General features: G+C 37.6%; 18 protein-coding genes. 1 reads left to right on the top strand and 17 read right to left on the bottom strand.

What is annotated here, in order from left to right:
* Positions 1–13: 13 nt before the first annotated feature.
* From FLA105534_RS09490 to FLA105534_RS09410, 17 genes are all read right to left on the bottom strand, one after another.
* On the bottom strand, positions 14–1,564 hold the full coding sequence (locus FLA105534_RS09490; RefSeq protein ID WP_173965881.1) for an eCIS core domain-containing protein: 1,551 nt from the start codon (positions 1,562–1,564) through the stop codon (positions 14–16).
* 78 nt (positions 1,565–1,642) lie between these two features.
* Positions 1,643–2,518, bottom strand: a complete 876-nt coding sequence (locus tag FLA105534_RS09485; protein WP_173965880.1) for a DUF6734 family protein — start codon at positions 2,516–2,518, stop codon at positions 1,643–1,645.
* The gene (locus FLA105534_RS09480; RefSeq protein ID WP_173965879.1) at positions 2,500–3,087 is read right to left on the bottom strand and encodes a hypothetical protein; all 588 of its coding nucleotides are present in this window, start codon (positions 3,085–3,087) and stop codon (positions 2,500–2,502) included. The genes FLA105534_RS09485 and FLA105534_RS09480 overlap by 19 nt, the downstream gene beginning before the upstream one ends.
* Before the next feature lie 12 nt (positions 3,088–3,099).
* Positions 3,100–4,974, bottom strand: coding sequence for a contractile injection system tape measure protein (locus FLA105534_RS09475; protein WP_173965878.1), 1,875 nt, complete (start codon positions 4,972–4,974; stop codon positions 3,100–3,102).
* Positions 4,975–8,433, bottom strand: a complete 3,459-nt coding sequence (locus FLA105534_RS09470) for a PKD domain-containing protein (protein WP_173965877.1) — start codon at positions 8,431–8,433, stop codon at positions 4,975–4,977. It abuts the gene before it with no gap.
* A gap of 12 nt (positions 8,434–8,445) precedes the next feature.
* A complete protein-coding gene (locus FLA105534_RS09465; RefSeq protein ID WP_173965876.1) occupies positions 8,446–11,148 on the bottom strand; it encodes a hypothetical protein in 2,703 nt (900 codons plus the stop codon).
* The gene (locus FLA105534_RS09460) at positions 11,136–14,474 is read right to left on the bottom strand and encodes a baseplate J/gp47 family protein (RefSeq protein WP_173965875.1); all 3,339 of its coding nucleotides are present in this window, start codon (positions 14,472–14,474) and stop codon (positions 11,136–11,138) included. Before FLA105534_RS09460 ends, FLA105534_RS09465 begins: the two co-directional genes overlap by 13 nt.
* A 7-nt stretch (positions 14,475–14,481) precedes the next feature.
* Positions 14,482–14,892: a GPW/gp25 family protein gene (locus FLA105534_RS09455; protein WP_173965874.1), complete on the bottom strand. Its 411-nt coding sequence runs from the start codon at positions 14,890–14,892 to the stop codon at positions 14,482–14,484.
* Positions 14,893–14,894: 2 nt separating this feature from the next.
* The gene (locus FLA105534_RS09450; RefSeq protein WP_173965873.1) at positions 14,895–15,185 is read right to left on the bottom strand and encodes a PAAR domain-containing protein; all 291 of its coding nucleotides are present in this window, start codon (positions 15,183–15,185) and stop codon (positions 14,895–14,897) included.
* A 317-nt stretch (positions 15,186–15,502) separates the two neighbouring features.
* Positions 15,503–17,248 carry a type VI secretion system tip protein VgrG gene (gene vgrG / locus FLA105534_RS09445; RefSeq protein WP_173965872.1) on the bottom strand — a complete coding sequence of 582 codons (1,746 nt, stop codon included), beginning with the start codon at positions 17,246–17,248 and terminating at the stop codon, positions 15,503–15,505.
* Positions 17,248–17,931 (bottom strand): CIS tube protein, encoded by a 684-nt coding sequence (locus FLA105534_RS09440; protein WP_217427697.1) that lies wholly within the window; start codon positions 17,929–17,931, stop codon positions 17,248–17,250. The genes vgrG and FLA105534_RS09440 overlap by 1 nt, the downstream gene beginning before the upstream one ends.
* 3 nt (positions 17,932–17,934) lie before the next feature.
* Positions 17,935–18,093: a DUF5908 family protein gene (locus FLA105534_RS09435; RefSeq protein ID WP_173965871.1), complete on the bottom strand. Its 159-nt coding sequence runs from the start codon at positions 18,091–18,093 to the stop codon at positions 17,935–17,937.
* Between the two features lie 2 nt (positions 18,094–18,095).
* Complete coding sequence (locus FLA105534_RS09430; protein ID WP_173965870.1) at positions 18,096–18,542, bottom strand: phage tail protein; 447 nt, start codon at positions 18,540–18,542, stop codon at positions 18,096–18,098.
* Between the two features lie 2 nt (positions 18,543–18,544).
* Complete coding sequence (locus FLA105534_RS09425) at positions 18,545–18,973, bottom strand: phage tail protein (RefSeq protein ID WP_173965869.1); 429 nt, start codon at positions 18,971–18,973, stop codon at positions 18,545–18,547.
* Between the two features lie 30 nt (positions 18,974–19,003).
* Positions 19,004–21,100, bottom strand: a complete 2,097-nt coding sequence (locus tag FLA105534_RS09420; RefSeq protein WP_173965868.1) for a phage tail sheath C-terminal domain-containing protein — start codon at positions 21,098–21,100, stop codon at positions 19,004–19,006.
* A 19-nt stretch (positions 21,101–21,119) separates the two neighbouring features.
* Positions 21,120–21,962 (bottom strand): hypothetical protein, encoded by an 843-nt coding sequence (locus FLA105534_RS09415; RefSeq protein ID WP_173965867.1) that lies wholly within the window; start codon positions 21,960–21,962, stop codon positions 21,120–21,122.
* Entirely contained in the window at positions 21,959–22,561 is a 603-nt protein-coding gene (locus tag FLA105534_RS09410; protein WP_173965866.1) for a DUF4255 domain-containing protein, read from the bottom strand. Before FLA105534_RS09410 ends, FLA105534_RS09415 begins: the two co-directional genes overlap by 4 nt.
* Before the next feature lie 748 nt (positions 22,562–23,309).
* Here FLA105534_RS09410 and FLA105534_RS09405 point away from each other — a divergent pair.
* Complete coding sequence (locus tag FLA105534_RS09405) at positions 23,310–25,028, top strand: alpha-keto acid decarboxylase family protein (protein ID WP_173965865.1); 1,719 nt, start codon at positions 23,310–23,312, stop codon at positions 25,026–25,028.
* Positions 25,029–25,038: the final 10 nt, after the last annotated feature.

The raw sequence follows: 25,038 nt of genomic DNA, 5'->3' as shown, positions 1-25,038 counted from the left end.
GTACTTGATTTTATTAATGTCTGTGTTTTGATCCCACACCTTTAAAAGCATTCTCTCCACAGGAAGCCGGAGTTCCAATGATCATCCTGAACTTGCCTGCCGTTGGGGCGGTGAAATTAATCGGAACTGTACCGCCAATTTTGAACGAGGTTGGTCCCATTAAACTTGTCCCTGCGGAATCAGTAATTTCGACTATGTAACCTGAACACGGGTTCTCACCTTTATTTCTTGTCGTTGTTAATGAGATAGAAAACGATTTACAAGCACCATCTGTTTCTAATGTTTCAATGTGAACGGGATCTGAGGAGAAATGAAATGTATTCGTTATATCGCAGGTCTTTTTGTCTTTTTTCTTTGGTGGTTTTTTCTTTTTGTCTTTGCCTGGGCCTGGGCCTTTTCCAACATAAATATCATCTAAGCGACCAATCGTTTGTACGCCAACAATACCATCGTAGCTCAGACCATTATCGGATTGAAATTTGAATACCGCAGCTCGTGTTTCACTGCCAAAATCACCATCAGCACCAAATTTCGGAAGCTGATAACCTAAATCCATTAAACCCGATTGTACTTTTTGTACGGGCTCTCCCTTACTTCCGGTAGCGAGATAATCTAAATCATCGTGCGTTTGCTCTAATTTGTAATCTCCTTTAAAACGAGGAGATTCTAAATCTTCAGCTGCGGTTGAAGAAGGATCTACTGATTTTTGTACAGCTCCGGTTTGCTGAATGGTATGGGTTAATTCATGTGCCAGCAAATGTTTTCCCTCCCGGGAATCCGGATTGTATTTTCCTTTGTTAAAATAGACATCGTTGCCATTGGTGAAAGCTTGTGCTCCCAATTCCTGGCTCATTTGGACAGCATTAGTATCAGTGTGAATTTTTACATCGCTGAAATCAGCTCCAAAGCCCGATTCCATTTCTCCTTTAGTTTTTTTGTCTAAGCCGGCACCTCCTCCTTTTGAGTGGTCTAGTTTTCCTTCCAGCTCGTTATCGTTAATTTCAGCATCAGGGTTTTGTTCTTTTTTCTGAACGGCTTTATCTTCTTCTTTTTTATCTTTTGACTGAACTGTTTCTTCTTTTTCGCAATTGTCACACTTGGCCTGTATCGGTTTTTCTTCTTCTTTCTTATCTGATTTCTTCTGAACAGGTTTTTCCTCTTCTTTTTTATCAGATTTTTTTTGAACCGGCTTCTCTTCTTCCTTCTTGTCCGACTTTTTCTGTACCGGTTTTTCTTCTTCCTTCTTATCCGATTTCTTCTGAACGGGATTTTCCTCTTCTTTCTTATCGGATTTTTTTTGAACAGGTTTTTCTTCTTCTTTTTTATCTGATTTTTTCTGTACAGAAGATATGGTTTCCGAAATAGGCTTTTGTTGTACGTTTTCTTTCGATTGCAAAAGACCGCTTCCGGATGAATTATGGTTTACTACTTTATCGGCTACTCGGTCTGCTTCCACCTCAAACTGATCGCCCGCTGTTCCTGTTTTTAGCTTTTTTTGAATTTTAGGACTAAAAAAAGGAGAGGAGGAGTGCGTAATTGGTTTTTTATTTTCTAGCGTTCTCATAACTTCATTGTTTTACTAATTGAAACAAGTACTAATTGCATTAACTTCAATAGAATTAATTTTCCTGAATAGGATGTACTACGATGCTAACATCGTTGGAGAGCTGTTTTCTTCTTTCTGAATGATCTGATGTTTTTCTAATTCGATCTTGATTTGTGCATACCAGTACGGAAAAATTTTAAACAGGCGATATTCAATTTCTTCTATAATGTCTTTTTTGTATTTTTTAAGACCGAAGAGATGGCTGTAGCTCATTTCATTGGCATATTTACTCTGCTCTATTATGTTTTTTCCTTTTAAGAGTAAGGTCGGGCTAATAGTATTGTGATCTAATAAAGAGGCCAGATTGTACTGTTCTATAACAATACAGGGTTCAAATCCTTGTTGTTTTAAGGGTTCAAATTCTTCGCGATGTGCGATGTAAATTTCTTCCAGATCATAGTAGGCACTTACAAATTTATTACGAAGCGTAAGATCATTAAACCCCAGTACACCACAGCTATAGGAATGCCCCAGGTCAGAATGCCAGTAAGGCAGATTTTTAGTATATGGGTTGAAAAAATCAATCTGTTTTTTATAATGTACTTCGTAGCCGCATTCTCTTCGTTCGAGAATAATAGTATCAAAATTAAAATTGATTTTCTTTTTTATAAATACATCGGTATCGAGATGAACAAAGGGTTTGGTTTGCCTTTCGATAGCATGAATCTTAGATTTCATCCAGAGTTCTTTGTTTTGCCCATGATTCACTTTTGTAATTCTGCAGGGCAGCATATACAGGAATTTATACGCCGTTTCGTCAGCATAAAGTTCGATGTCTTTGTACCAAAGATGACTGTATAAAATGCTCAAAGCCGTCATGTAAATGGTCTCTTTGAGTTTATTACCCATTTGCCAGCGGTTGTTTATCAGAGGAAAAGCATCCAGGCTGTATATTATTCTTGGTTCTTCCATAAAGTATCATTTAAGGTTTGAAACTTCTGTTTTTCTTCCAGATAGCAGACGTTATTGTATAACGAAGCTTTTTTGCTGTGTTTGTAGAGTCTTTTCCATTCGTATTTTTGACCCATTGCCTCTGAGGTTATCAACGGTATTTGGTTGTTGTGAAAAGCTTTCATTTCGTTGAAAGTAGCATGCCACACCATCGTACCCAGAAGAGGAGACTGAACCAGTCTTATTTTGGAAAAAACTCTTTTGAAAAAGTCTGCATGCACCTCTTTATTATCGATCTTAAACTCTGAAACCAGGACTTCCACTTCCAGATCATAGAACCTGGTGAAATAGCGTGTGATACCGTCATTTTCTTTAATGGGCAATAAATCCTCTTCATCTTGATAAATAATATCAATATCATTTATAGGCATATCATAATAACTGCGAAGATTAATATAATCTGCAATTCCGCCTACAAAGGCGATTTTTGACATGTCGAGTTTTTCAAAAATATTTTTCAGCGCTTGTTTCTGTTCGTAGAAAATATTTTTTTCATCCTCTTTTAGAAATGTTTCTTTTTCGGTTTCCATGTTTTTTTAATATTACCAGTCCACAAAAATTATTTTGTCTTTCCAGGCCAGTTTTACAATCCCCAGATTCCAGTTCATTTTTTCCAGGAGGATATCCTGTGTTTTTCTTTCGATAATGACTTTAGGATTATCTTCAGTAAGTATTATTTTGCCGGGTCTTTGTAAAAATTCGTTCTGCAATAAGGCGATAGAAGAATTTTTCATAATCGGCCAATTGAATAAAACCGCCTGTAGCATTTTATGTCCCTCATTTTTTAATTCTTCCGAGAGTACAATGTTTCGGTTGATGGTTTGGTTTATAGGTATGTTGCACAATACTTTTTCGAACAGCATCTCAGACTCATAATCCTGCTTCCGTCCTGTGGCGATATAGTGTAAAAGGTGTGCTGCCGTTTCGGAATCGTTTATCGTGTGGTTTGTATTTAGTAAACCGCAATGCTCAAAAAGAGCTTTCAAAAAAGGATGAACCAATATCAATCCGGCATTATTCACATAGTGCACCGAAGGAATTTCAGGGATTGTTTGGTCTTCCGGAAATAAAGAAGAGGGCCAGTTTTCTGTCTCTTTGACTTCCTCTTTAGCTTTCTCTTGGGTTTTCTTCTGAGCTTTCTCCTTACGATCGGAAACGCCATTTATTTCTGTTGTTTTTTCAGTATTGGATTCCTGAGGGACTACAGCAGAATTAGAACTTTCCTCGATTTCGTTTTTTTTGTTGGGACCAAAAACGGAATTTATTTCGGTTTCAGTTTCAGTTTCAGTTTTTGGATTTTTTGGATTGTCAGGATCTGGTCTATTTTCGGATAGGGGAGATTGTTCACTTTCTGAAAAATCTGATTTTAGGAATGTTTCTTTGTTTTTTTTCGGAAGGATTTCGGAAGCTTTTTGATTAAGAAGGGCGATTATATTCAGAATTTCAGGGTCAAGGCTGGCCAATATTTTTAAAACGGGTTTGTCTGATATATAGTTGCGAGTGTGTTCCAAAACAAATTTTGAATCGTATTGACGAACCGGAGCAAAAGAAGTAAGCAGCTGCAGTACTTTTTCTTTTATAATAGTATCATCATGCTGCAACAATTGCAACAAAACGATATCCCAAATCAGATTTCGCTGCTGTAAACCGTGTTTTGATTCCGAAGCAATAGTATTTATATTGTGTTTGATTTGCTTAACCATTTCCGAAACCAAAACCGAGTCCGAAGCAGTTGCTTCTAAAAGAAGTGTTCTTTGGAGTAGGTTATAGATCTGTTCGTCTGATAATTGTTTTATGAAACGGGCTCTTATCTGTGGGGTTTCTAATGTTTTTCGTAGCCTTAAATTAAAAGCTTTATCAACTGCAATTTTTTTAAATAGATGGTCTTCGTTTGTGCCAAGCATGTCACTATAAGTACTATTGAAGATGCCATTGTCATTGACATTCTCATTACTATTGTTATTGACATCCTCATTGCTATTGTCATTGTTATTGCCATTCTCATTGCCATTGCCATTGGAAATTGCCCACCAGGGATTGGCTCCGGTTTCCAGAAAAATGAAGAATTCATCTCTGTTTTTTTCCTTGCGGTCAATCAATTTGTATTGTTTTGTATCCGGAAAACCCTTTTCAATTTGCTCTTCAATTTGTTTTTGACATTGATTTACTATTTCGAGTTTTACAGTGTTGAAATTAAGGTCGGGAGCTACAGAAAGATTAAGATCTAATTTTTCTATCTGAATGCTGTACAGTGGTGTTTTTTTATCCAGCGTATCAAAATAGGTTTCTAAAAGAGGAAAGAGTTCTTCTTTTAGAAACGTATCGAGGTGATCTTTCAGGTAATACGCCTTTTCTTTAGAATGGGTATTGACCTCAAGAAACAGTTTAGAGATAATATGGCTGTCTGTACTTTGCACCTAGTTTAAATTCTTTAATTGTGATTCGATTGCCTCCAATATAAATTTGATATCCTTAAACGAAACCTTCTGATCGGATAAGAAATTTTTTAAGGTTCCCTTAGGATCGGTCTTATACTGATTTTTTACAAAACCTTGTAACAAGCTATCGATACGTCCTGTAATAGTTGTAAATGGTTTTTCGAATTTGTTTATGAGTTCTGCGGGCTGACATTTTATGATGGTATAGAAAAGCGAGATATGACTTTCGGTAAGGAAACTCAGTACTGTTTTTTCCTCTTCCATTCTTGCATTTTTTGAACCCAGTAATAAATTGTGGTATACAAGCTCATTATACATCTCGGGTAATGCAGTATTAAAATCTCCATTGATATAAGCACTGGTTTCTTTTTCAACACTTGCAAATTGTTTCTGAATTTCAGTAATCAGCGAAAGAGTTTCTTTACTGAATTTTTGTAATTCAGGCTGTTGGTTGATTTTTTCAAAAGTCAGGTTCGTTTTTTTGACAAATTCTACTGCATTGGTCAGACAGGGATTTTCAGTCGGTTTTTCACGAATTCGGATATCTTTCGGACCGTCTATTGATTCGCCGCATCTTTTGTTGAGTGCAGAAAGCGATACTTTGATCACGTCGTTTTTATATAGAGAAAGCGGTCGCGTGATAGGTTCAATAGAGTCTGTTTCTACCATCTCTCCGTCAATATTCCATATATATTTTATGGCATCTGTAGAGTTGTTTGCCAATACAAGCTGATTGTTTCTGATGGTAAAACTAAATAAAGCTACAGGCGGATTTTGCATCGTAATGGTAAGGTTCGAAGGTTTACCATTTATTAATATAACTACGTGATCTACATCTTTAGGAACATTATTGCCGATAAAAATGTATTGACCTGCATCATTCTGGGAAACTCCCGGGCCTGATAAGACGGTTTTTTTACTATTCGGTTCAATAGTTAAAACATGCGGTTTAAGGTCGTTTCTGCAGATGTTTCTGGTGTCGATACCTACGACTACAGGCACTTCAAAAGTTACCGGATGCTGTGCCTGAGCATTACAGTTTCCGTTTTCACCAGTAACTTTTACCTGAAAACTATAGCTTTCTTTAGCAGGTACTTCATAAGAATAAACATGTTGAATTTTTGCTTCAGTAGTGGCAACAGGCTCACTGCCATCACCAAAATCCCAAATATATTTCATGTCTTTCTGATTCTCACCGCTAATACTAAAATCGACTACAACTCCGGTTTTATGGAGTGATTTTGGGAAGACAAAAGTGAAATCAAATTTTGGTTTTCTAAAAATGGTTATTTGACAGTTGGTTTCAAAATTATTCACCGTAAAAGTTATCGGTTTTCCGATGAGTTCTTCACTGACTAATTTTGGATCGAAAACAAATTCGCCATATTGATTTTTGGTCACTCCGCCATTCAAATCTTCTTCTACATCAGCTTTTACAAAACCTCCGGTTGGGGTTACGTGAAAGGGGAAGTAAGGCGTTGTTTCATCAAAGCAGATATGGTTCATAGGTAAGGACAGCGTGATGAAATTATCATCGCAGCATAAATACGGTAAGGTAAAGTCGGCTATTACCGGATTTAGCACGATAGATTCTCCGGGTTCTTTTTTATCGCCCTCTTTTTCAAAATCGCCTGCGAGAGAATTTCCGCGTGGATATTCGTACGGATAACCATAGCCGTAATAATAAGGATATTGACTGTACTCTCCTTCAATATAAATCATGACAAATGTGCCTCCGGGTGCCACACCGGATTTGTGTTCGTATCCGTGATTTTTGTTCAGATAGTAGGAGGTATAATTTTCAACTATTTTTTTTGCGTCATAGGCTTTTACTCCAAGTACAACAACATTGAATCCTAAACCGTACTGGCGTCTGATGGCCTGAATCGTTTTTAGTGCTTTTTTATAGTCTGTACCCTGATGCCCTTCGATTCTGTAAAAGTTGTGATCTGAGACCATTTCGTTAGGCCATTTTGTATTCAATAAGTTATCATGATAACTTCTGTTATTGCGCTGTTGTCCGATAGTGGTTTTTTCGTAATCCCAAAGTTCAATAAGATGATCGCCCACGTTATTGTAAAATGGAATTGCTTTTTTACCAAGCGAACCCAATTCAAAACTAGGAGTGATTTTTATATAAGTATAGTTTACATTGTAATTTGCTAATAATTGTACGCAGCGTTTTATCAGACTGTACAATTTCTGTAAATCTGTATTTTTTCCATAACAGATTGTAATTTCTTTACCTTCTAAATCGACAATAAATTCGTTAATGGTGTCTTTCTTCCCGGGTTCGTTAAGCGTGTCAAATGGCAGACAATCATTACAGGTGCTAAGGTTCTGTCCCGTGAGCAACGGTGATTTGTAAAAAGAATGTCGGTATTCAAAACAAGGACCGCTTTTTTGCACTTCTCCCAGCATTAAGTGTTTGGGGAATGATTTGATGTCCGGAAAGCAAAAATCATAGTCCATATTTGATAATAAAAGTCTGATCTCATTGTAAGTATCAATTAAATCGTTGAGCAGATCGTATCGATACTGAAAATCAGGAGGGGCATTTTTTTCATCAAAACTGTACAGGGAAGCCAGATTCTTTTTAATAGAATCCAGTATGACAGGCATTTCTAATGCGGTTAATAGTATTTCAAAACCGTCTCGCAGTCTGGCCACTACATTGTTTCGGAACAGACCATTGGTGAATTTTCTCTTGATTTCATAATAACTGCTAAAATCTTCGGGCTGTAATACAATGCGGTTAGAAATCAGTTCCGGGAGTTTGTAATACAGGTTAGAGAATTTGATTTTGCTTATGATCTTATCATGACTGTTTATCTGCGCCGCAACGGTTTTACTTACCAATAAGGCTTTGTGATTACCGATAATTTCCAGTCCTTGATTGTCGCAAGAGAGGCTGACACAGAGATCGGAATCTTTTTCATAAGATTCGATATACAAAAGAACGACAGCATCGGTTACCTCTAATCCTGTATTTTTTTTAAGATAATATATTGGATAAGTATTGGCACTTTCGGTAAGTTGCTGTTCGGCAGTTAAAAGTTCGAAGATATCAAGCTGTTTTGTACCATCGTAAAAATAAGGTTTGTAAGCAGCTTTTTTGTTGTCGTATACTTTATAATGAGTGTACTGTTTACTTTCAAAATCAATAATTTTTCCGCCGTTTGGAGTAGACTTGTACAACTGTATAAGATCACCGTCGGTCGTGATACCGCTGCCTTGTGTTATGGTAATGTCTTTTGAAACGGGGCTGTATGAAACCTTAAATCCGCAAATGATGCCGACACCACTAAGACCAATTCTGGAAATACGATCCTGATCATCAAAATAATCTACAATCTCGTTAAGATGTCCTTCTGTTAGTACCTGATTTTTGGTGAATCTTCGGTACAGCGTTGTTATGGTTGAAAGTTTTACTAACATTTTGAATGGTATTTATAGTGATCCTAAATTTGTTTTTCCCAGTATTATTTTCTCGAATTGATTTTCGTTTTCGTCGCTGCAATCAAATAGCCTTCCTGTAGGATATAAATTGCTAAGGCCTGATATGGACTTAATAAGTTGTATCAGTTCTGTTTCCGGTTGTTCCTGGTTCAGTGAGGTTTTAGCAAATAAATATTCCTTATATGAATTCTCAAACTGTAAAAGTTCATTTTCTGCCGGATTTTCAATTTCATTTTTCCGATGTCCGATCCAGCAGATTTTTGCCAGAACATGTGCCGGTAATTCTTCTTTAATAACTTTTTCGATATAATTTCTAAAATCGATATTGGCAAAGCGCAAGGTGTATCCGGGCAGTATAATGCTTACGCGATAGGAGTAAGGGTCCAAAGGCTCACAGCTTTTGCATTGGTCTGTACAAATGGGTAAAAAGGTTTCCGGATTTACAGTCGTGAGATTTACATCGGGACGAAGCATCATATGTTCAACGATAAACATTCCTTCCTCTGTAAATACCTCTTTCATAAAATGGATTAAATCCAGAATAGACTGTTTTACTTTTTGCAGGGAACTGTAATACGTATAGCGTTTGGCGATAATCCTGTCCTTGTTGTTTACATCTGTAATTAACGGATTAATGATGTCATAAGAATATTTGCCGGAAGGAGACCGATGGATCTGAATGTTATCGATAACCTGCGGATCCGAAATTCCTTTTTTAAAAGCTTCTTCGACATTATATTCTTTGGTTTGGATGATTTGCAGGATGGCAAAATACAATTCCCGGTTTGCTGTAGAAGTATCATAATACTCTGTTGTAGCAGAGAGCACAATTTTGTGTTTGTCGTCTCTGACTCTCCATCGATACACCAGCTGATTGTCTGAATCAATAAAATGATAGAGATCAACAAATGAATCAGAGAGATGTCTTCTATTGTAATTTTTAATCCCCAAAAGTCTGGCAAGTCTCTTCTTCACACCCGAAACATTGTTGGTATCCCACAAATTACTGTTCAGCTGCTGGTAGTAATTAAAAGAAGTACCGCGGTTTTTGCTTACGATTTTATAGTCTTTCAAAAAGTCTTCTTTGTTTTTCAGGACTACTTCGTCGGTAGCACTGCCATAGATGCTTTTATTGATAAAAACATATTCGGAAAAACGTTCTGCAAAACGCCCTAAAAGATGATCCAGTATGTTATTTCTTCTCTCGATATTATTATCCAGCTGTTTAAAAAGAATTTCGGTCAGATAATCATCATTGTGTTCCGGATAGTCCGTTACCAGATCACTAAAACCTTCGATGTCTTTTACTGCCTGAGTAAAGAAAGTCTTGGTAAGATTCCCGCTTACCGAAAGGATTTCGTTAACCTTTCCTAAATGTTTAAAGTAACTGGCGAGAATCTGATCAAAGAATAAAAGATACCCTTTAAGCTGTTTGGCCTGAGACTGTCGGGCGACTGTGGCCCGAGTTGGTAAACCGGCTTCCCCGATACCGTAAGTGTCCGGGAAATCGTTTTGTATGGTAGTATAGCTGTCTGGTTTTAAGTAGCTGCCGTTAGGTATTTTCAGCTCTTTATGTTTGCTGGCATAATCGGTCGCTTTATCTTTCTCGGCATTAATTTCCTCCAGATATAGAGCTACCTGTGTTTTATTAATATTTAGTGGCAATACGCCTTTATTGTAATTGAAAACACTTTTATAACAAATGACCGGTTTTTGGTATTCCTCCAGACAAAGTAGCCATTGATTTCCCTCGGTTTCATTGTCACCGCAATTCCCCAGAGAAATATCTTTGATGGTGAGTACTCCCGGCACATTCATAATCAGTTTTATAATATCTGATAATCGGACTTCACTGGTCAGTTCGGCTTCGATTAATTCTTTGGTATCGATAAAACCGCTTTCTAAAACCGGACCGTCAAATATTTCTAAGGAGGAATATCCTTTGTCCATCATTTGCTTAACGGAATAAAAATTAACGGTAGTCGACAAATAACCATCGAGTGCACTTAGTACAAGGGCATGAACCATTTCTTCGTCGGCCTGAGTGTCGATCTCAATGCTGGTACATATTTTTATAGGGTATTCTTCAACTTTTATAATATTGATGAGGTCTTCGCACAGGTTTCTGTTGGCGTGGTATTTTTTTCTGATTTTGTCTTTGACGGCATTAATATCAGACGGTTTTCGGCTCTCAAAATCGACATAAAGATCATACAATCCTTTAAGTTGAAACTGTTTTTTAAACCCTCTCGGAAGCTCATTAAAATCCTTATAATTATAGGAAAGCTGTTCGTCTTTACAATTGACATACATTGTTTTTTTGTGTTTCGCCGGCCAGCAATTTTTAACTCCGTCAATATCAATAAACAGTTTTCTGTAATCCAGGGCTGTAACCGGACTTGTAGGCAGTACTTCCGAGGCTTTAAAAAACTGTGATGGAATATCTTTTTCTTTCACATCAGAGGCCAAAACGTTTTCGATAGGCAGATTGATCCGCATGCCAAGATCGGTTACGGCATAACAAAGCATTTCCAGCATGGTAATACCGGGATCATGCGAATTAAAATCGGTCCATAATTTGCCTCCGAGCTGTTCGATATACTCAATACCTTTTTTTCTGAGATAGAAAAAATCCAGGTCATCTTCGGTAGCAACCTTTTTCGGAATTGTACTATTTGGATTTAATATTGACATGTCTCTTCAGATTGAGTATTAGATATTTTGCAAGTTTTTATCTCTGTCGAAATGATATGGTTTTTTACGGATACCAAAATGCGTTTTGGATTAGACGGCGACAAGACCGATAAAAATTCGAGCGTTGCCAGATAAGCCGGATCGCTTGGATTTTCAGATTCTGTATTGTCTTTGAGCTTGGCCATTTCCAGTTCTGCCAGATAGTCGACATAGTATAATTTTTCGATGTAATCAATTATAGTGCTTCGGTGCAATTCAATTCCAAAAAGGATGTCCTGAGTGGTGTCAAATGCCCATGGGGATAAGAATTTCGTAATGTCCTGATTAAGCTGTTTCTTATAGAAATTCTCATCGTATTCGGGGTAGAACTTGACATTTAGTTTTATAATTACCTTTTCGTATTCCGGATTAATGACAGAAGCTTCTACATGCATACTGTTTAAACCACTGACATAATGCCGAATTTTATTTAAAGTTGCTGTATTTACTCTGGGTTCATAAAGATCAAATACGTTTTTGTTTATAATATCCGGAACGACTATAAGGGTCACATCTCCGGGTGAGAGAAAAGACTCGGTTTCATTATTGGTATGATTGAGGCATTTTACTCTGAAAACCTGAGGAAATTCCTGAAGAATAAGATGTTCGTAATCCCAGAGTGTGATCGCTCTGTTTTTATGACGCAGACGTTCGCTTACACGTTTGTAATAGGTCTCATCTGATTCCAGTGCTTTTCCGTTAAAAGAATTAAAAGGCTGCTCGACACTTTTAACCTGTGTTATTCGGGTAATAAGTTTAGAAATGGTTTCGGCAGGCAGTCCCTTTTCTAAATGCGACAAATCATTACCGTTGTTAAAAAATTCGGCAGTGACCACCTGTGTTTTGATGTCGATTACTTTGCAGATCGCATCATAGGCTTTATGCATTTTAGCCCTTACCCAAATCAGGTTATCCGGAAATAAAGTATTGTTTTTGGTTGCTTGTTTCGGAATAGCAAATTTCAGGATTCCTGACTTTAAAAAATTATCTGTTGAATTGCCCAGAATCTCATTTTCAATATTTTTCCAATGATTGTCACAGAGTATAAACCATTCTATTTTTTCTCTTCCGACAAAGGATTTAGCAAGCGGATTTTCGCTTCCTTCCAGTAGTTGGATCAATAAGGTAATCTGTTGTAAGTTTTCTGCTTCTTCAAGGCCTATGTAAAATTCACCTCCATTACAATAATCAGGAACCAAACGGCTTGTAATAGCTGCATTAGCGTCAACAACTCCTTTTTGTCTGGCCAGATTCTTCAAATAAGAATGTTCTTTACTTTGACCAAAAGGGGCTTCTTGAAATAATTTTATTCGTTCAGCCTGATATTCTGTCTCCGTTTGATGGGTAAAATCGGCGGTTTCCTCTGCCGTATAATTCAAACTGATCGTTTCGATAAATGGAGTGTAAGCTTCGTTCGGAATCAGTGTTTCCGGATTTTTGCTCATGATGGCGAGCGTATATATTTTCGGATACAAGGAGTGCAATAACGACTGGTTCAATGTCAATCGGATCGGACCGCTTTTATCGATATCATAACTGTTTCCTGCCAGAGAGAATTCCGTTACATAAGAGGCATCTTTTAGAGTAAACAAAACAGTGTTGGTACTTTTGCTTTCCCAGTTTTCTTTGTTTAGTATCGATACAGTACCTTTAAAATATTCATCTGATTCTACAATTAGATCGGAGTCTTTTGTGTTTAGAATCGGAATACTTCTTGGCGGAGTATTTATTACAACAGCATCGATTGTGGGTTGTGGATCTTCAGGCTGATTTACAGCAACTTCTTCTACAACTTGTTCCAGAAACATTCCGCTAAGAAAAAGAGTCTGGCTTATTGTGGTATCAAGATATTTCGTTTTGTATGCTTTGTAATGTGTTTTAAAAGATTTGGGTGTGTTTTTCCAATTTATTTTGACATCTATATTTTTCCATTTTTTCGAAAAGATCTCCGGATAATTAATCAAAAAGGCAGAACCGCTGGTAGGCTGTGTCGTAAACGGATAGAAAGGTTTGGCCACATTTAATACACCGGTATCGCTTTCCAATAACAAAGATTTGACATCTTTAACATCTACTTTTATATTTAGGGTACTGATGGTTTTGGTAACCAGATTTCTAAACAAATAATGTCCTTTCTTATCTTCGGTACGAATTAAAAAACGGATAATGGGGTCGGTATCTGTGAAAGATTCTCCCAGTTTTTTTTGATCGTAATTGACAATGGAAGGAGTATCTTTTGAAATCTGAAAGACCAATCGCAATTGATTTCCTAAAATACCGGAGGTGGCAGCGGCTTCACTAATTCTGAAAGGACCAAGCCATTCTTTTTCACCGCTGCAAAAAATACTGATATTCTCTGCAAGGTCATTGACCGTGATTGGTTCGGTGAAGGGTTCGATGGTAAAATCAAAGGCTTCATTGAAGGTGATGGTAATATCAATATTTCTTTCTCCTTCTTTTAATTGCAATAAAGGGGAAGCGATGGCAAAGCCAAGTCTGGCGGCTTTGAGTTCGGTATATTTTTCTTCATTAGACGTATAGCCAAATGGCAGCCAGTATTTATATTCTTCTTTCAGACTTTCTCCTTGTCCGTCAAGAGAATTTGCCACCTGACTTACTTTGATTTGACCTAATTTAATATCGTTGTAAACACTTTTAAGGGCTGTAATCTGAGCTTTATTGGCGATTAGTTCTTCATTAGTTTTATAAATGAGTTTGTTGCCCTGGGCATCTTTTCCGGCATCTAACTGGGTTTGCGCTGCAATTTGTTCCTCGGTACTTTTTTTGGCTAGTTCAAAAATAACATATACCTGATCTGCTTTTGCAGGAAGCTTTTCGATTTGTAAAATATCTTTATAAAAGAAATCAAGGTGTTTTTTGGTGATTAAATTAAAGCGTGCTTTAGATAATTCCAACAGCTTTAAGAAACATATAAAAAGAGTCATATGCGGCGTTAGAGTACCTTCAAACTCAATATTGCGCAGTATTTCTGAAATGCTTTGTTTTAGCGTAGCATAGGTTTTGTCTTTTCTGAAAGGAATGTCAGTTTGTGAAAAACCAAAATGATCAAAAATCACCTGCCAGTCACCGGATGCTTTTTTGCTGTTGGTCGTTTCAAAAAACTTTACTTGTTTGGCAAAGTTATAGGTAAAAAGAAACCAGTCTTCAATATCAAAGTCATGGAGTTTTAAATTGCCAGGATCAAGAATACTGTTCAGGCGGTCGCCCTGATCGGTGCCATTTCTTTTAAATACTATATCGTTTGTATGGTCGCTGTTGTTACACATAATATTCTTAAATATTAGTTCCTTCTTGTTTGTAGAAAGGATATACCATATTAGTTCTGGAATTGGTAGCTCTTACTTTATAATCTAAAGCCACTAACAATTCACCATTTAGATCATCTCCCTGGCTGATGTCGATTTTTTCTACATCAATTCGGGGTTCGTGGTACAAAATGGCGGTTCTTATTAGTTCAGCCACATAAGTTTTTAAGGTTGTGCTTAAAGGATCAAAAAGGAGTTCATCGACATTGCAGCCGTATTGAGGAAGCATAATGCGTTCTCCTATTTTGGTTGACAATAAAATTTCCAGACTGCTCTTAATGTCTTCTTCGTCAGAAATCATTACTGCAGCTTTAGTTGTTTTTTTAAATTCCGGAGGGAAACTCCATCCGGTTCCCAAAAAGGCTTGTTCTGTTTCCATAATTAACCAATTAAAACGGTTGCTAATCCGGCTACTATTGTACCGCCATGCGCGGTTGAATCACCCATTCGTGCGGCAGGTTTTCCTCCAATCAAAACGGTCGACGAACCTGCAGCAATGGTATCAGGAGGACCTGTGCAGGTAGCCATGTCTCCGACACATGCGGCCGGAACTCCGCCAATTAATACGGTTGGCGAACCGGCAGGTAAGATAGGCCCTCCTACATGCGGAACCGTTCCGGTAACCATCGGGCAAACGTGCATATCTGTAATTCTGGCGGCTGGTGCTCCCATGATTTTCTACCAATTTTATTTATATTTCAGTTCAATATTTTTTGATACAATACCGATGTAATATTAAAATAGGACGATGAAATTGTACTATATTGAATACATTCGGGATTAATTTAACCCGCTGAGTGTAATTCATTTTAACACATAGTAACATAGGTTCTGTATCCATAAAAAAGACGTTTCACTTTTAATACTATCGCATAGTGCTGTCGTAGAGCTATGTGAAGAAATCTTGATTTTTTTAAACTATCTTTAATTGTGGCATAAAATCTATGTCTCTATGTGTTAAAACATTTTTTTAAATTATACCCAAAGGGTTAATTTATTTGTACGATGCTTCCTTTTACAATGGCTACTGCGCCGGAGGATAATTCTGCGCCGGCACTTCCTTCCGCTTTAAATTGCGCTGTGGCTTTTAAGGATACATTGGTTCCCTCTATTTTAACATCGCCTGATGCGACTATTTCAATGTTTCCGGCACTTTCCATTTTGATCCCCTTACTGTCAATGGTAATCACATTCGAATTTTCATCTTCAATAACGATAACACCTTTATCTTCATCAAGGGTTATTTTTTTGCCTGCAGGAGTTTCAATTCCGATTGACTTTTTTTCGTCATCAAACATTACTTTCATTTCACTTCGGGTGACAATTCCTTTTTTGTGATTGTCGTCAGAAGCTGTGATCGGAGCAGGTTTTCCGCTGCTGTGGAGCATTCCTAAAACGATGGCGTTGTTTGGGTCCTCGTTGACGAAACCAATAATAACTTCATCTTCTATTTCGGGTCTGAAAAACACACCTCTGTTTTCCCCTGCATCTGGCGAAGCTACCCGGCACCAAATCCCCTGTTCTTCATTGTTGATGATGGGAATTTTTACCAGAATCCGGTCTTCACCATTGGGGTCGCCTTCGAGCTGCGTTACAATTCCGGCATGAAGTCCTTTTATGGCCGGGATGATTCCGGAACCTGTTGGCGTATGAATGTCGTAAGTTTCGGAGAACCACTCCGGATTTAATCCGAATTGAGCATCGATGGTCCAGTTTCCTTCCGTCAGTTCGTGAAAAACTCCGGTGATGTAGGCTTTTCCGTTAAAGCGGTCACCAACACCTTCAAGCGTGATGATCGTATTCGGTTTCACGGCAGGAATACCCTGAAATTTGGCTCTTCCGCGGATTTTAGACAATTGCTGAAACAGTAATTTGGCATCGGCCCAATCCTGTAACTGAACTTCGGTAATGGTACCACCGTGACGCAATTCCAGATTTTCAAGTTCAATAGTTTCAGACAAATCAGAAGCCGTAAGATTGCCGTTTAGGCTCACACCAGGATCACTCGCTTCAATTTCGACCAGCTCCTGATTAGTGTAATCCCAGCTGTACGAAGACACTTTGGCAAACTGATTTCGGGCATCAATTTCGGCATCAAAATCCAGTAAAGAAGCTCCAAAAGTTACTGTCTCAACAGCTGCTGAGGTTAGATTGGGTTTACTGACGGTTATTTTTCCGTTCTCTACAAAACAAAGCTTGCCATTGGCCTGCGCTCTCGAAACGATAAAATCCCAATCGGAAGTATTGTACTGAACGAGTTCTTTATGACTGAAATTAGTAGCTTCGACGTCTTTTTCTAACCCGTAGGTACCTATAATTTCTTCAAAAACATCACTGTCTTTTACATCATAAAAATACTTGCTCTTTCTGCCAATTGTAAGTTTTACCGCTTCATCCTTGCATTCGATAATCAGCAAAGACGCACCACCTTTTATTTTAATAGCATGTTTAATGATAATTCCTTTATAAATGGTTTCTTCATCGTTGTGATAACCGGCAGTGATTTCGATTTTTTTCCCGGGAATCAATAAATCTTCATTGCTTAGTTTGAAATCTCTTTCAGAAGCTTCTCCGTCTGTCAGAACAATTTGAGCCATAGGAATCCGATTGACCTCATTTTGTACCACAATACTTTTTACCTGATAGGTTTTAGACAGTTCTTCCCCTTCAACTAAAATTTTATGCGTTACTAAATCGGCACTTTTACTGGTCTGTATGACTCCGCTGTTGTTCATCAGGATTGTTTTTGTAAAGGAGGAAAAAATAGTTTTTGCCCCGTTTTTAATTTTCTGAAATTGACAATGTTATTGACTCTGGCGACTTCGAGATAATACTTTGAATCCCCATAAATGTAAAAGGTCATCAAAGGCAGGGTATCACCTTCTTTTACAATTCTGTAATGAGTCAGATCCGGAGATTTATTGTTCTCTTTTGCTGCCCTTAGTTTATCTTCGACAAAACCCTGAAATTTTGCTTTTGCAATGGCTCTGATTGGAGTTCCGTCCGGTTTAAAGAGTTTGAACTCTATATCCATTTCGGTTAAAGCCCCTTTGAAAAGCAATGTTCCCCAGGAAATAATCAGGTAATTGGGTTTGTGCTCGTCTCCATTGTAATCTAAAATGACTTTTTTAAATTTTTCAATGTCGTCAATGATCCCCTTGTTCACACTTGGAGAGCCATCGATTACTCCGGATCGGTCAAAAACAAAATCGAGTTCCAGATTTTCCGGTAGTTTTTTGTTGAACTTAGGAGACACTGTACTCGTCCCGGACGCCTGAGTTTCATCTTTCTCAATCTTATAGTGATAGGTATATTTTTCCGGGTTCATTAGTGTAGAAAATTTACCATCGGCAATTTTGTTGTTAAATTGCGGGTCACTGTAAGCAACAACTTTTAATTTTTCGAGTTCTCCTGCCATGATTTATCGCTCTTTTTTGCGTTCGATGATTTTCAATACCTGTTCGACACATTCCGCTACCGGATCTTCACCCTTGCTTTTTGGAGCACTGGGAGAAGCTGCCGGTTTAGATCCTTCGTTCACGTTTATTTTAATGTGAAGCTCTTTTATCTCTATGGGCATAATTAACTTTTGATTACGGTGAAATAATTGTAGGTAAGCTCAAAATTTTCGATAACGAGCTTACTTTCTTCAGCATTAAAATCTTCAACCGACCATTTTACAGGATAGGCGTGAACCACATTCCATGAAACCAAAGGTTTATGTTCGGGATTGAGCAGTTTGACAGTCAGGTTTACAGGTTTGAATGAAAAATTTTCGATAGCATCCCTGCACCAGTCAATAACCGCAGAATCAATCAGTATTCCTCTCTTTAAAGTCAGGTTTGGATATTTTGTCTTTACCGGAAGTTTGTGCTTGAATCTGTTTTCTCCACCCTCGGCAATTTCCTCGGTTTCGATATCGACGGACAAGCCGGAGACCGATTGAAACTGATGGTCCTTTTCTTTTGAACCAAGCCCCTGGAACTCCACTAAAAAATGAAAACCGACAGGTGGATAATAATTAGCCATGATTAGTCATTTTGGATGGATAAACCTTCGTGAACCAATTCCATAGATTCAATCGCTACTTCATTTCCGTCGGCTTTTAAATCGGTCGACTGAATTTTGGTAGGCCATGCATTTTTTACTTTCCAGGTTACTACAGGATTGTGTTCTTCATCCAGTAATTTGATGGTAATGTCCCTTCTTTCTATGGTGTTTAGTTTTACCGTATTCCACCAGGCATAATACTCATTATCACTTTTAAAAGTTCCCCTTTTCAGTGTGATGTTGGAGAATTTCTGCATGCCCGGCATTTTGATCTTACTATACTCGGGACTTGCTCCCTGACGGTATTCAATAACCTCAGTTTCTACATCTAATCCCGAAACTTCTGTAAATCCTATTTTTGTTCCACCCCAGTCAACTGAGAAATGAAACTTTGATAGCGGATAGCTCATGATTTATATTTTTTTAATGTTGATATTTAATTAAGATTCCTGCATTTTGTGAGAAAAACGAAGTATGATGAATTCTGCCGGACGAACTACTGCCATTCCGATTTCGATAATCATTCGGCCTTCAAGAATATCTATTGCCGACATGGTTTGCCCCAATCCGATTCTAACATAAAAAGCCTGTTCAGGTTTGGCTCCGGCCAATGCTCCGGCTCTCCATTGAAGAATCAGGAAATTTTCGATCATAGCTCTTACTCGTATCCAGGTATTCGCGTCGTTAGGCTCAAATACAAATTGTTCGGTCGCTTTTTTGATGGATTCTTCGGCCATATTAAAGAAACGTCGAACCGGAACATAACGCCATTCGTTATCGTTTCCTGCCAGTGTTCTGGATCCCCAAACAAGAGTTCCTTTTCCTGTAAAACTTCTGATTGCATTGACAGATTTACCCGCAACGGTATCCACATTTAAGTTGTCCTGAATGGTGTTGGTGATTTTAACGGTTGGTTTTATCACATAGTTCAGACTTACATTGGCAGGAGCTTTCCATACCCCTCTGTCTTTATCTACTCGGGCATAAACTCCGGCAATAGCAGAACTTGGCGGAAGTGTTATTGGCAGGTTATAGATCTCGGTAAGAATTTTATTGTAAGTGGCATTGTCAACAGCCTCAAGAGCACTTAATTTTCTGCCGTTTAGTTCTCCGTTATTCAAATCTTTTCCATCAACAGATTTAATGGCATTTAATAGTGCAGTAAGTGCAGCAGCAATACCCGAAAAGTTATTGGTAAGTCCGCTAATTCCTGTTTGAACATTCAGCGGTGTATAGATAACCAGTTTTTTTAGTTCCTTGTCAAAACTCACAGCGTCAGTAGATATAATTTTTAGCAGTTTAGCTGTAATGTTTTCATCCTGAATTTTTTTCTTTAATGCGATTAAGTTTTTATAGACAGAATCAATTTTATTGGTAGCTGTAAAAATTAAATTGAAAGTATTCAGGGTAGTAGAGATCGTATTCGCAATTCCCGGATCTTCATCTGAGATGGTGCTGATGGCTGCATTGGCTTCATCATTCAACGAATTTCTCAATGCAGATAATTCCTGAAGAGAAGCCAGTAAAGGGTTTAGCTTGTTTAAGAAAGCCGTTTTTTTGGTTGGATTGCTCACAAAGGTTCCGCCTAAATCAAAACCAGTGGCATTATTGCTGTACATCTGTAAAAACAAATCACTATACTGACCGGCGATATCACCCGCAACTGGTTCACTAATTAATTTGGTTACCGTAGCAGTAATTCCGGTCGCAGGGTCTTCTATAGGGACTAATCCTGCAGCGATTTTGTCATATGCTTTTGCGGTATAAGAATAGTGTTTTAAAGTAATTCTACTGGCATCAAAAGCATAATCCAGAATCGTTTCCAAGTGTGGATAATAAACAGCTCCGTATTTAATGGTATCTTTTTCAGAACTAATTTCGTTTCTTAAATCGTCTACATTGGTATCTGTCGGACTTGTCGCGTCATAATTTAACGTATCAATTAAAGTGAATCTGTCCTGAAGATTTTTACATTGCGTTAAAGCATTGTTGTATAAGCCGTAGAAATCCGTAATTGTTATTCCGGATACGTTTGTAGCGTCCGGAAACAAAAGTAAAGTTGGTTCGTCTACTTTTTCGATTTCCAATAATCCGTTATTCAGTGCAGTGCTGTTGTTAATTGTCGTAACAGCTGAATCTGCATCATCTAAATCATCTCCATAGCGACCTACCGAAACAATGTAGCAGGGACCACCACCATTTGCAAAGAATAATTGCAGAGAATAATACATCAAAAAGGGCTGTTTTGAAGTGGGCTGATCTACAATAATAGAACGAGTATCTCCACTGTCTGTCGAAACATCATTAATTGTTATACTAATGGTGGTTTCTGGTTTTGCAAAGCCGAAAAAGCGTTCGTATTCCAGAAGAGAGGTAATTCTGGTTGGTTTTAATTTCAAATCTCCATTAATCTTGTTTGTCGCTTTTTCTGTATAACCAATAAAAGCGGGAATCGCTGTTTCTACCTGGGCAACGGAAGGAGGAAATTTTACGATCTCCTCGACATATACCCCGGGTGTTTTGTAAGTTGTTGCCATGATTAATTGTTTTTAATTATTAAATAAATATTTCTGAGTAGTAATCACCATTGAATTTTGTTATTGATTTTACAGATGGATTAGGGTAGTGGCTGTTTACCGGTTCTGCCGGTGTAAAATCGGTAAGTGGGTCAATTTCGACAAAACCGGAAAGTGTTAATGGTTTTGCAGTATTGGTTTCGATCTGAGTTGCAGCTTTACGGTTGATATATTTCCAAAGTGTTTTTCGATTGTCAAAATGAATTTTAAAATTTGGACTTACTATTTGCCCCGTATTGTCTACAATATTCTCTGATACATTATCGCCTTGCAGTTGCAGCGAAATAAGTCCAAAAACACCTGGTTTTTCAAACGGCTGTAGGGTCGAAATTAAATTAGCAGAGGTTTCTTTAGAGACTAAATAGGCATTGGAAATTAGTTTGTTGTCGTTTATTTTAGGTAAATATTCAAACGTAACCGGTTCGCTTGATGGTTTGACGTTGCTAAACAGAAATAACTGATCGGTTGTAAAAGCGAGATCGGTATAATTCTCAAACTGATAGTCGTTGATAGAAATCATAAAGTTCAGATTCAAATCTGCAGGGACTTTTATGAAAGGATCAATGTCATTTGTTTCTTTGACTTTAATATAGATATTGAAACCCGTTTTGTTTTTTTTGAATATCATTTTGTAGTTTCTAAGTACAGTTTGAGTTTCCAGAGTTGGTGTTACAGAGATAAAGGAATCAATGCTGAATTTTTGCAGCATTTTTTCTTTATCATCAGCTGACATGCCGGCAAAGCTGCTTTCACCGCTATTCAGGAAATAGTTGTGAAAAAAAGTTACTTCAAATAACAATCCATATATAACATTAAAACTCATGATTGTTCGCTTGTTTTGGTTATACCTTTAATTTTACTGATAAGCGGTCCTTCGCTTTGTGCAATATTGCGTTCGATTTGTATCATGCTTACTTTGTATAAAGCCGAAGGGAGCTGTTTACCACCCAGAGTTCCCCAGATGTAATTCAGTTCCTCAAAAGTGGGAGTATAGAGTTCCACCGTAAATCTGAAGTTGTCAATATTGGCCATGGCAACATTATTTCTGTTGTAAATTGTATTGGCTTGTGTAAACAGGTTTTTCCCCTGAAAAAAGGCAATGATTTTCGAAATATCATTAAGAGAATTGATGTACGCCGTTCTGTTGGCACTAAAAAGCAAATACAGATTTAAGTTGATAACACTGTTTCGATAAACTGTTTTAGTGCTTTCGACAATATGGTTGGGAAAGTTTTTTAAAGTAGCTTCCTGATCTAAGTTGATGAGGGTAAGCGCTACTTTATCATCTAAATTGGTACCTATGGCTTCATTTTGTGACTCTAAAAAAGCAATATTTTCAGGCACAATCGTTTTTTCCAACCCGATTTCTTCGAGGTAGTTGTTGACTTGTTCTGTAATTATCTGAATAACTTCAAAAATCATCTTGTGGAAAGTTTTAATATATTTTGAAATTCGTTAAGAAAGGGCAATTCAAATCTCTGCCTTTTTAAAAGCAGTACTGATGTTTTTGGCTTTTTTTCGTGATATTTCGCTTGTAGAAAAACTGTATAAATAGGCTAAAAAGAGATAGCTCTGAGGCGCAGATTGAAAGGTAAAAAGAAGTGTTTCCCGGCTTAAATTTAGATTTGTACTTAAAACTAGGGCTTATAGAAGATCTAAGTTAGAAAAACATTAGGATATCAAAACAGCGTAAAAATACCTTTTTTTAAATAACTTTTAGTTTTCTAAATGGTTAATTTTCAGTTACTTAACTGTTGTGTTGAAATTTGATTTCATTTTTTTAGAAAAAAGAAACGTCAGAATTTTCAAATACTATTAAAGTTTTAATATGGAAAAGGCAAAAAAGTTTGTTTTTTAAGTCTATTTGTTTGTTTTACAGTATGATATGTTTTTGTGATGGAGCTTTGAAGCACTTTTTAGTTTCAAAAAGACCTGAAAATATTTGAAGCAGACCATTCAAAGCTGCCTCAACATACAAAAAATGACCTCATACTGTTATTTGGGTTTCTCATGGATAAAAATTCGCCACTCATACCTTTTTTTTGATTTGAATTCTGGCAGACTGGTAATTTTATAATGAAATAAAAACCGGAGATAGCTTTAAAAGAATAAAAGCGAAGACCGCTACTACCAAAACAAAAACAACTCCTAATTTAGAATAGCAAAAAAAATGAAACCTACAAAAGATTTTACAGTTGCAGATTATCTGCTCACCCGACTCAAACAATTAAATGTTACCGAGATCTTTCAGATTCCGGGCGACTATGTAAAACATTTTACACAGGCTCTGGAAGATTTTGAGGGAATTAAAACGATTGGAACTTCAAACGAATTAGATGCTTCTTATGCGGCCGATGCTTACGCACGTACCCGAGGCTTGGGGGCGGTATCTCTGCAATATGGAGTAAGTACTTATAGTGCATTGAATGCTATTGCCGGAGCTTACGTCGAGCGTAGCCCTGTGGTTGTAATTAGTGCTACACCTGGAGCAGATGCAAGACAAATAGGAAGTATGTACAATGTGCTTTACCATCACTCGACTGGTAACCTCAATGCCGATCAGGAAATTTTTGAAAGAGTGACCGTTGCGGCTGAAACCCTGAGCAGTTCTGTAGATGCCCCTGAAAAAATCGATAAATTAATTATTGCAGCACTTACACATCAGCGTCCTGTATATATTGCATGTTATAAAGAGGTGTGGGGCGAACCTTGCCCGAAACCTTCCGGCAAAAAATTAGAACCTCAAATTATAAAAAGTGAAGCTGCAGAACTTGAGAATGCTGTTTCTCAGGCCTGGACACAAATTAGCCAGTCAAAAACACCTTTGATTTTTGCGGGAGTAGAACTTTTGCGACATAATTTAACAAAACAGTTAGAAGAACTTATTAAAGCAAGTGGAATGTTGTATACCACAACTTCACTCGGGAAAACGGTTTTGGATGAAAAAGGAGATAAATTTATTGGGACCTATTCCGATCAGGCTTCAATACCCGAGGTCATAAAATTGGTTGAAGCTTCCGACTGTATTTTGTCTTTAGGAACGATTATTACCGATGATTATTTATGGTTGGTAGAAAATAAGTTTTCGAATATGATTCAGGCGACCACGCAGGAAATGCGAGTTGGTTATTTTACTTATACCGGTGTAACGTTGAAAGACTTTATCGAAGGGTTAACCGAACGCTTTAAAAAAGCTTCTGGATATCCTTTAAAAATAATAGCTCCGGCTCAGCCAAAATTTCCGGAACCATGGCGATCTAACTCAGACCAAAAATATAATAAAACTCCTGAAGTGATAACATTTAACCGCTTTTTTGAGAGAGCCACTTATTTTCTGGAAAAACAAAAAATGCTGGACGATATCGTGTTCACTTTTGGGGTCAGCTCGTCGATGTACGTAGCCACCAATATGTACGGATTATCTAAGAATGCCTTTATTTCTTCCGCTGCCTGGCAGTGTATTGGTTTTGAAACCGGTGCTGCTTCCGGAGCTCAGTTAGGAAGTGGTAAACAAGCATGGACTATCGCGGGTGACGGTGGTTTTATGATGGTGGCACAGTCACTTTCTACCCTTGTAAAATACAACATCAACTCTGTAATCTTCGTGATGAGCAATGGCGTTTATGCTATAGAGCAGGTATATGTAGACATGGACTCATTTAAAGAAGGTTCGTCTCATAAGTTTGATGAATTTGATATTCTTCCAAATTGGGACTATCAGGCACTTGCCAAAGCATTTGGAGCAAAGAGCTACCGTGCTAAAACCGTCAAAGAATTAGACGAAGTACTTCTTAAACTGAAACAAAAAACAGATCTGCCAACTCTGGTAGAAATTGTAATTCCTCAAAAAGATCTGGCACAGCAAATGGAAAGGCTGGGGAATGAGTAAAACAACTAAT

This window comes from Flavobacterium collinsii (assembly GCF_902804485.1).
Taxonomy (GTDB): domain Bacteria; phylum Bacteroidota; class Bacteroidia; order Flavobacteriales; family Flavobacteriaceae; genus Flavobacterium; species Flavobacterium collinsii.
Note: the sequence above shows the minus strand (reverse complement) of the source record. Positions and strands in the feature narration are given on the sequence as shown.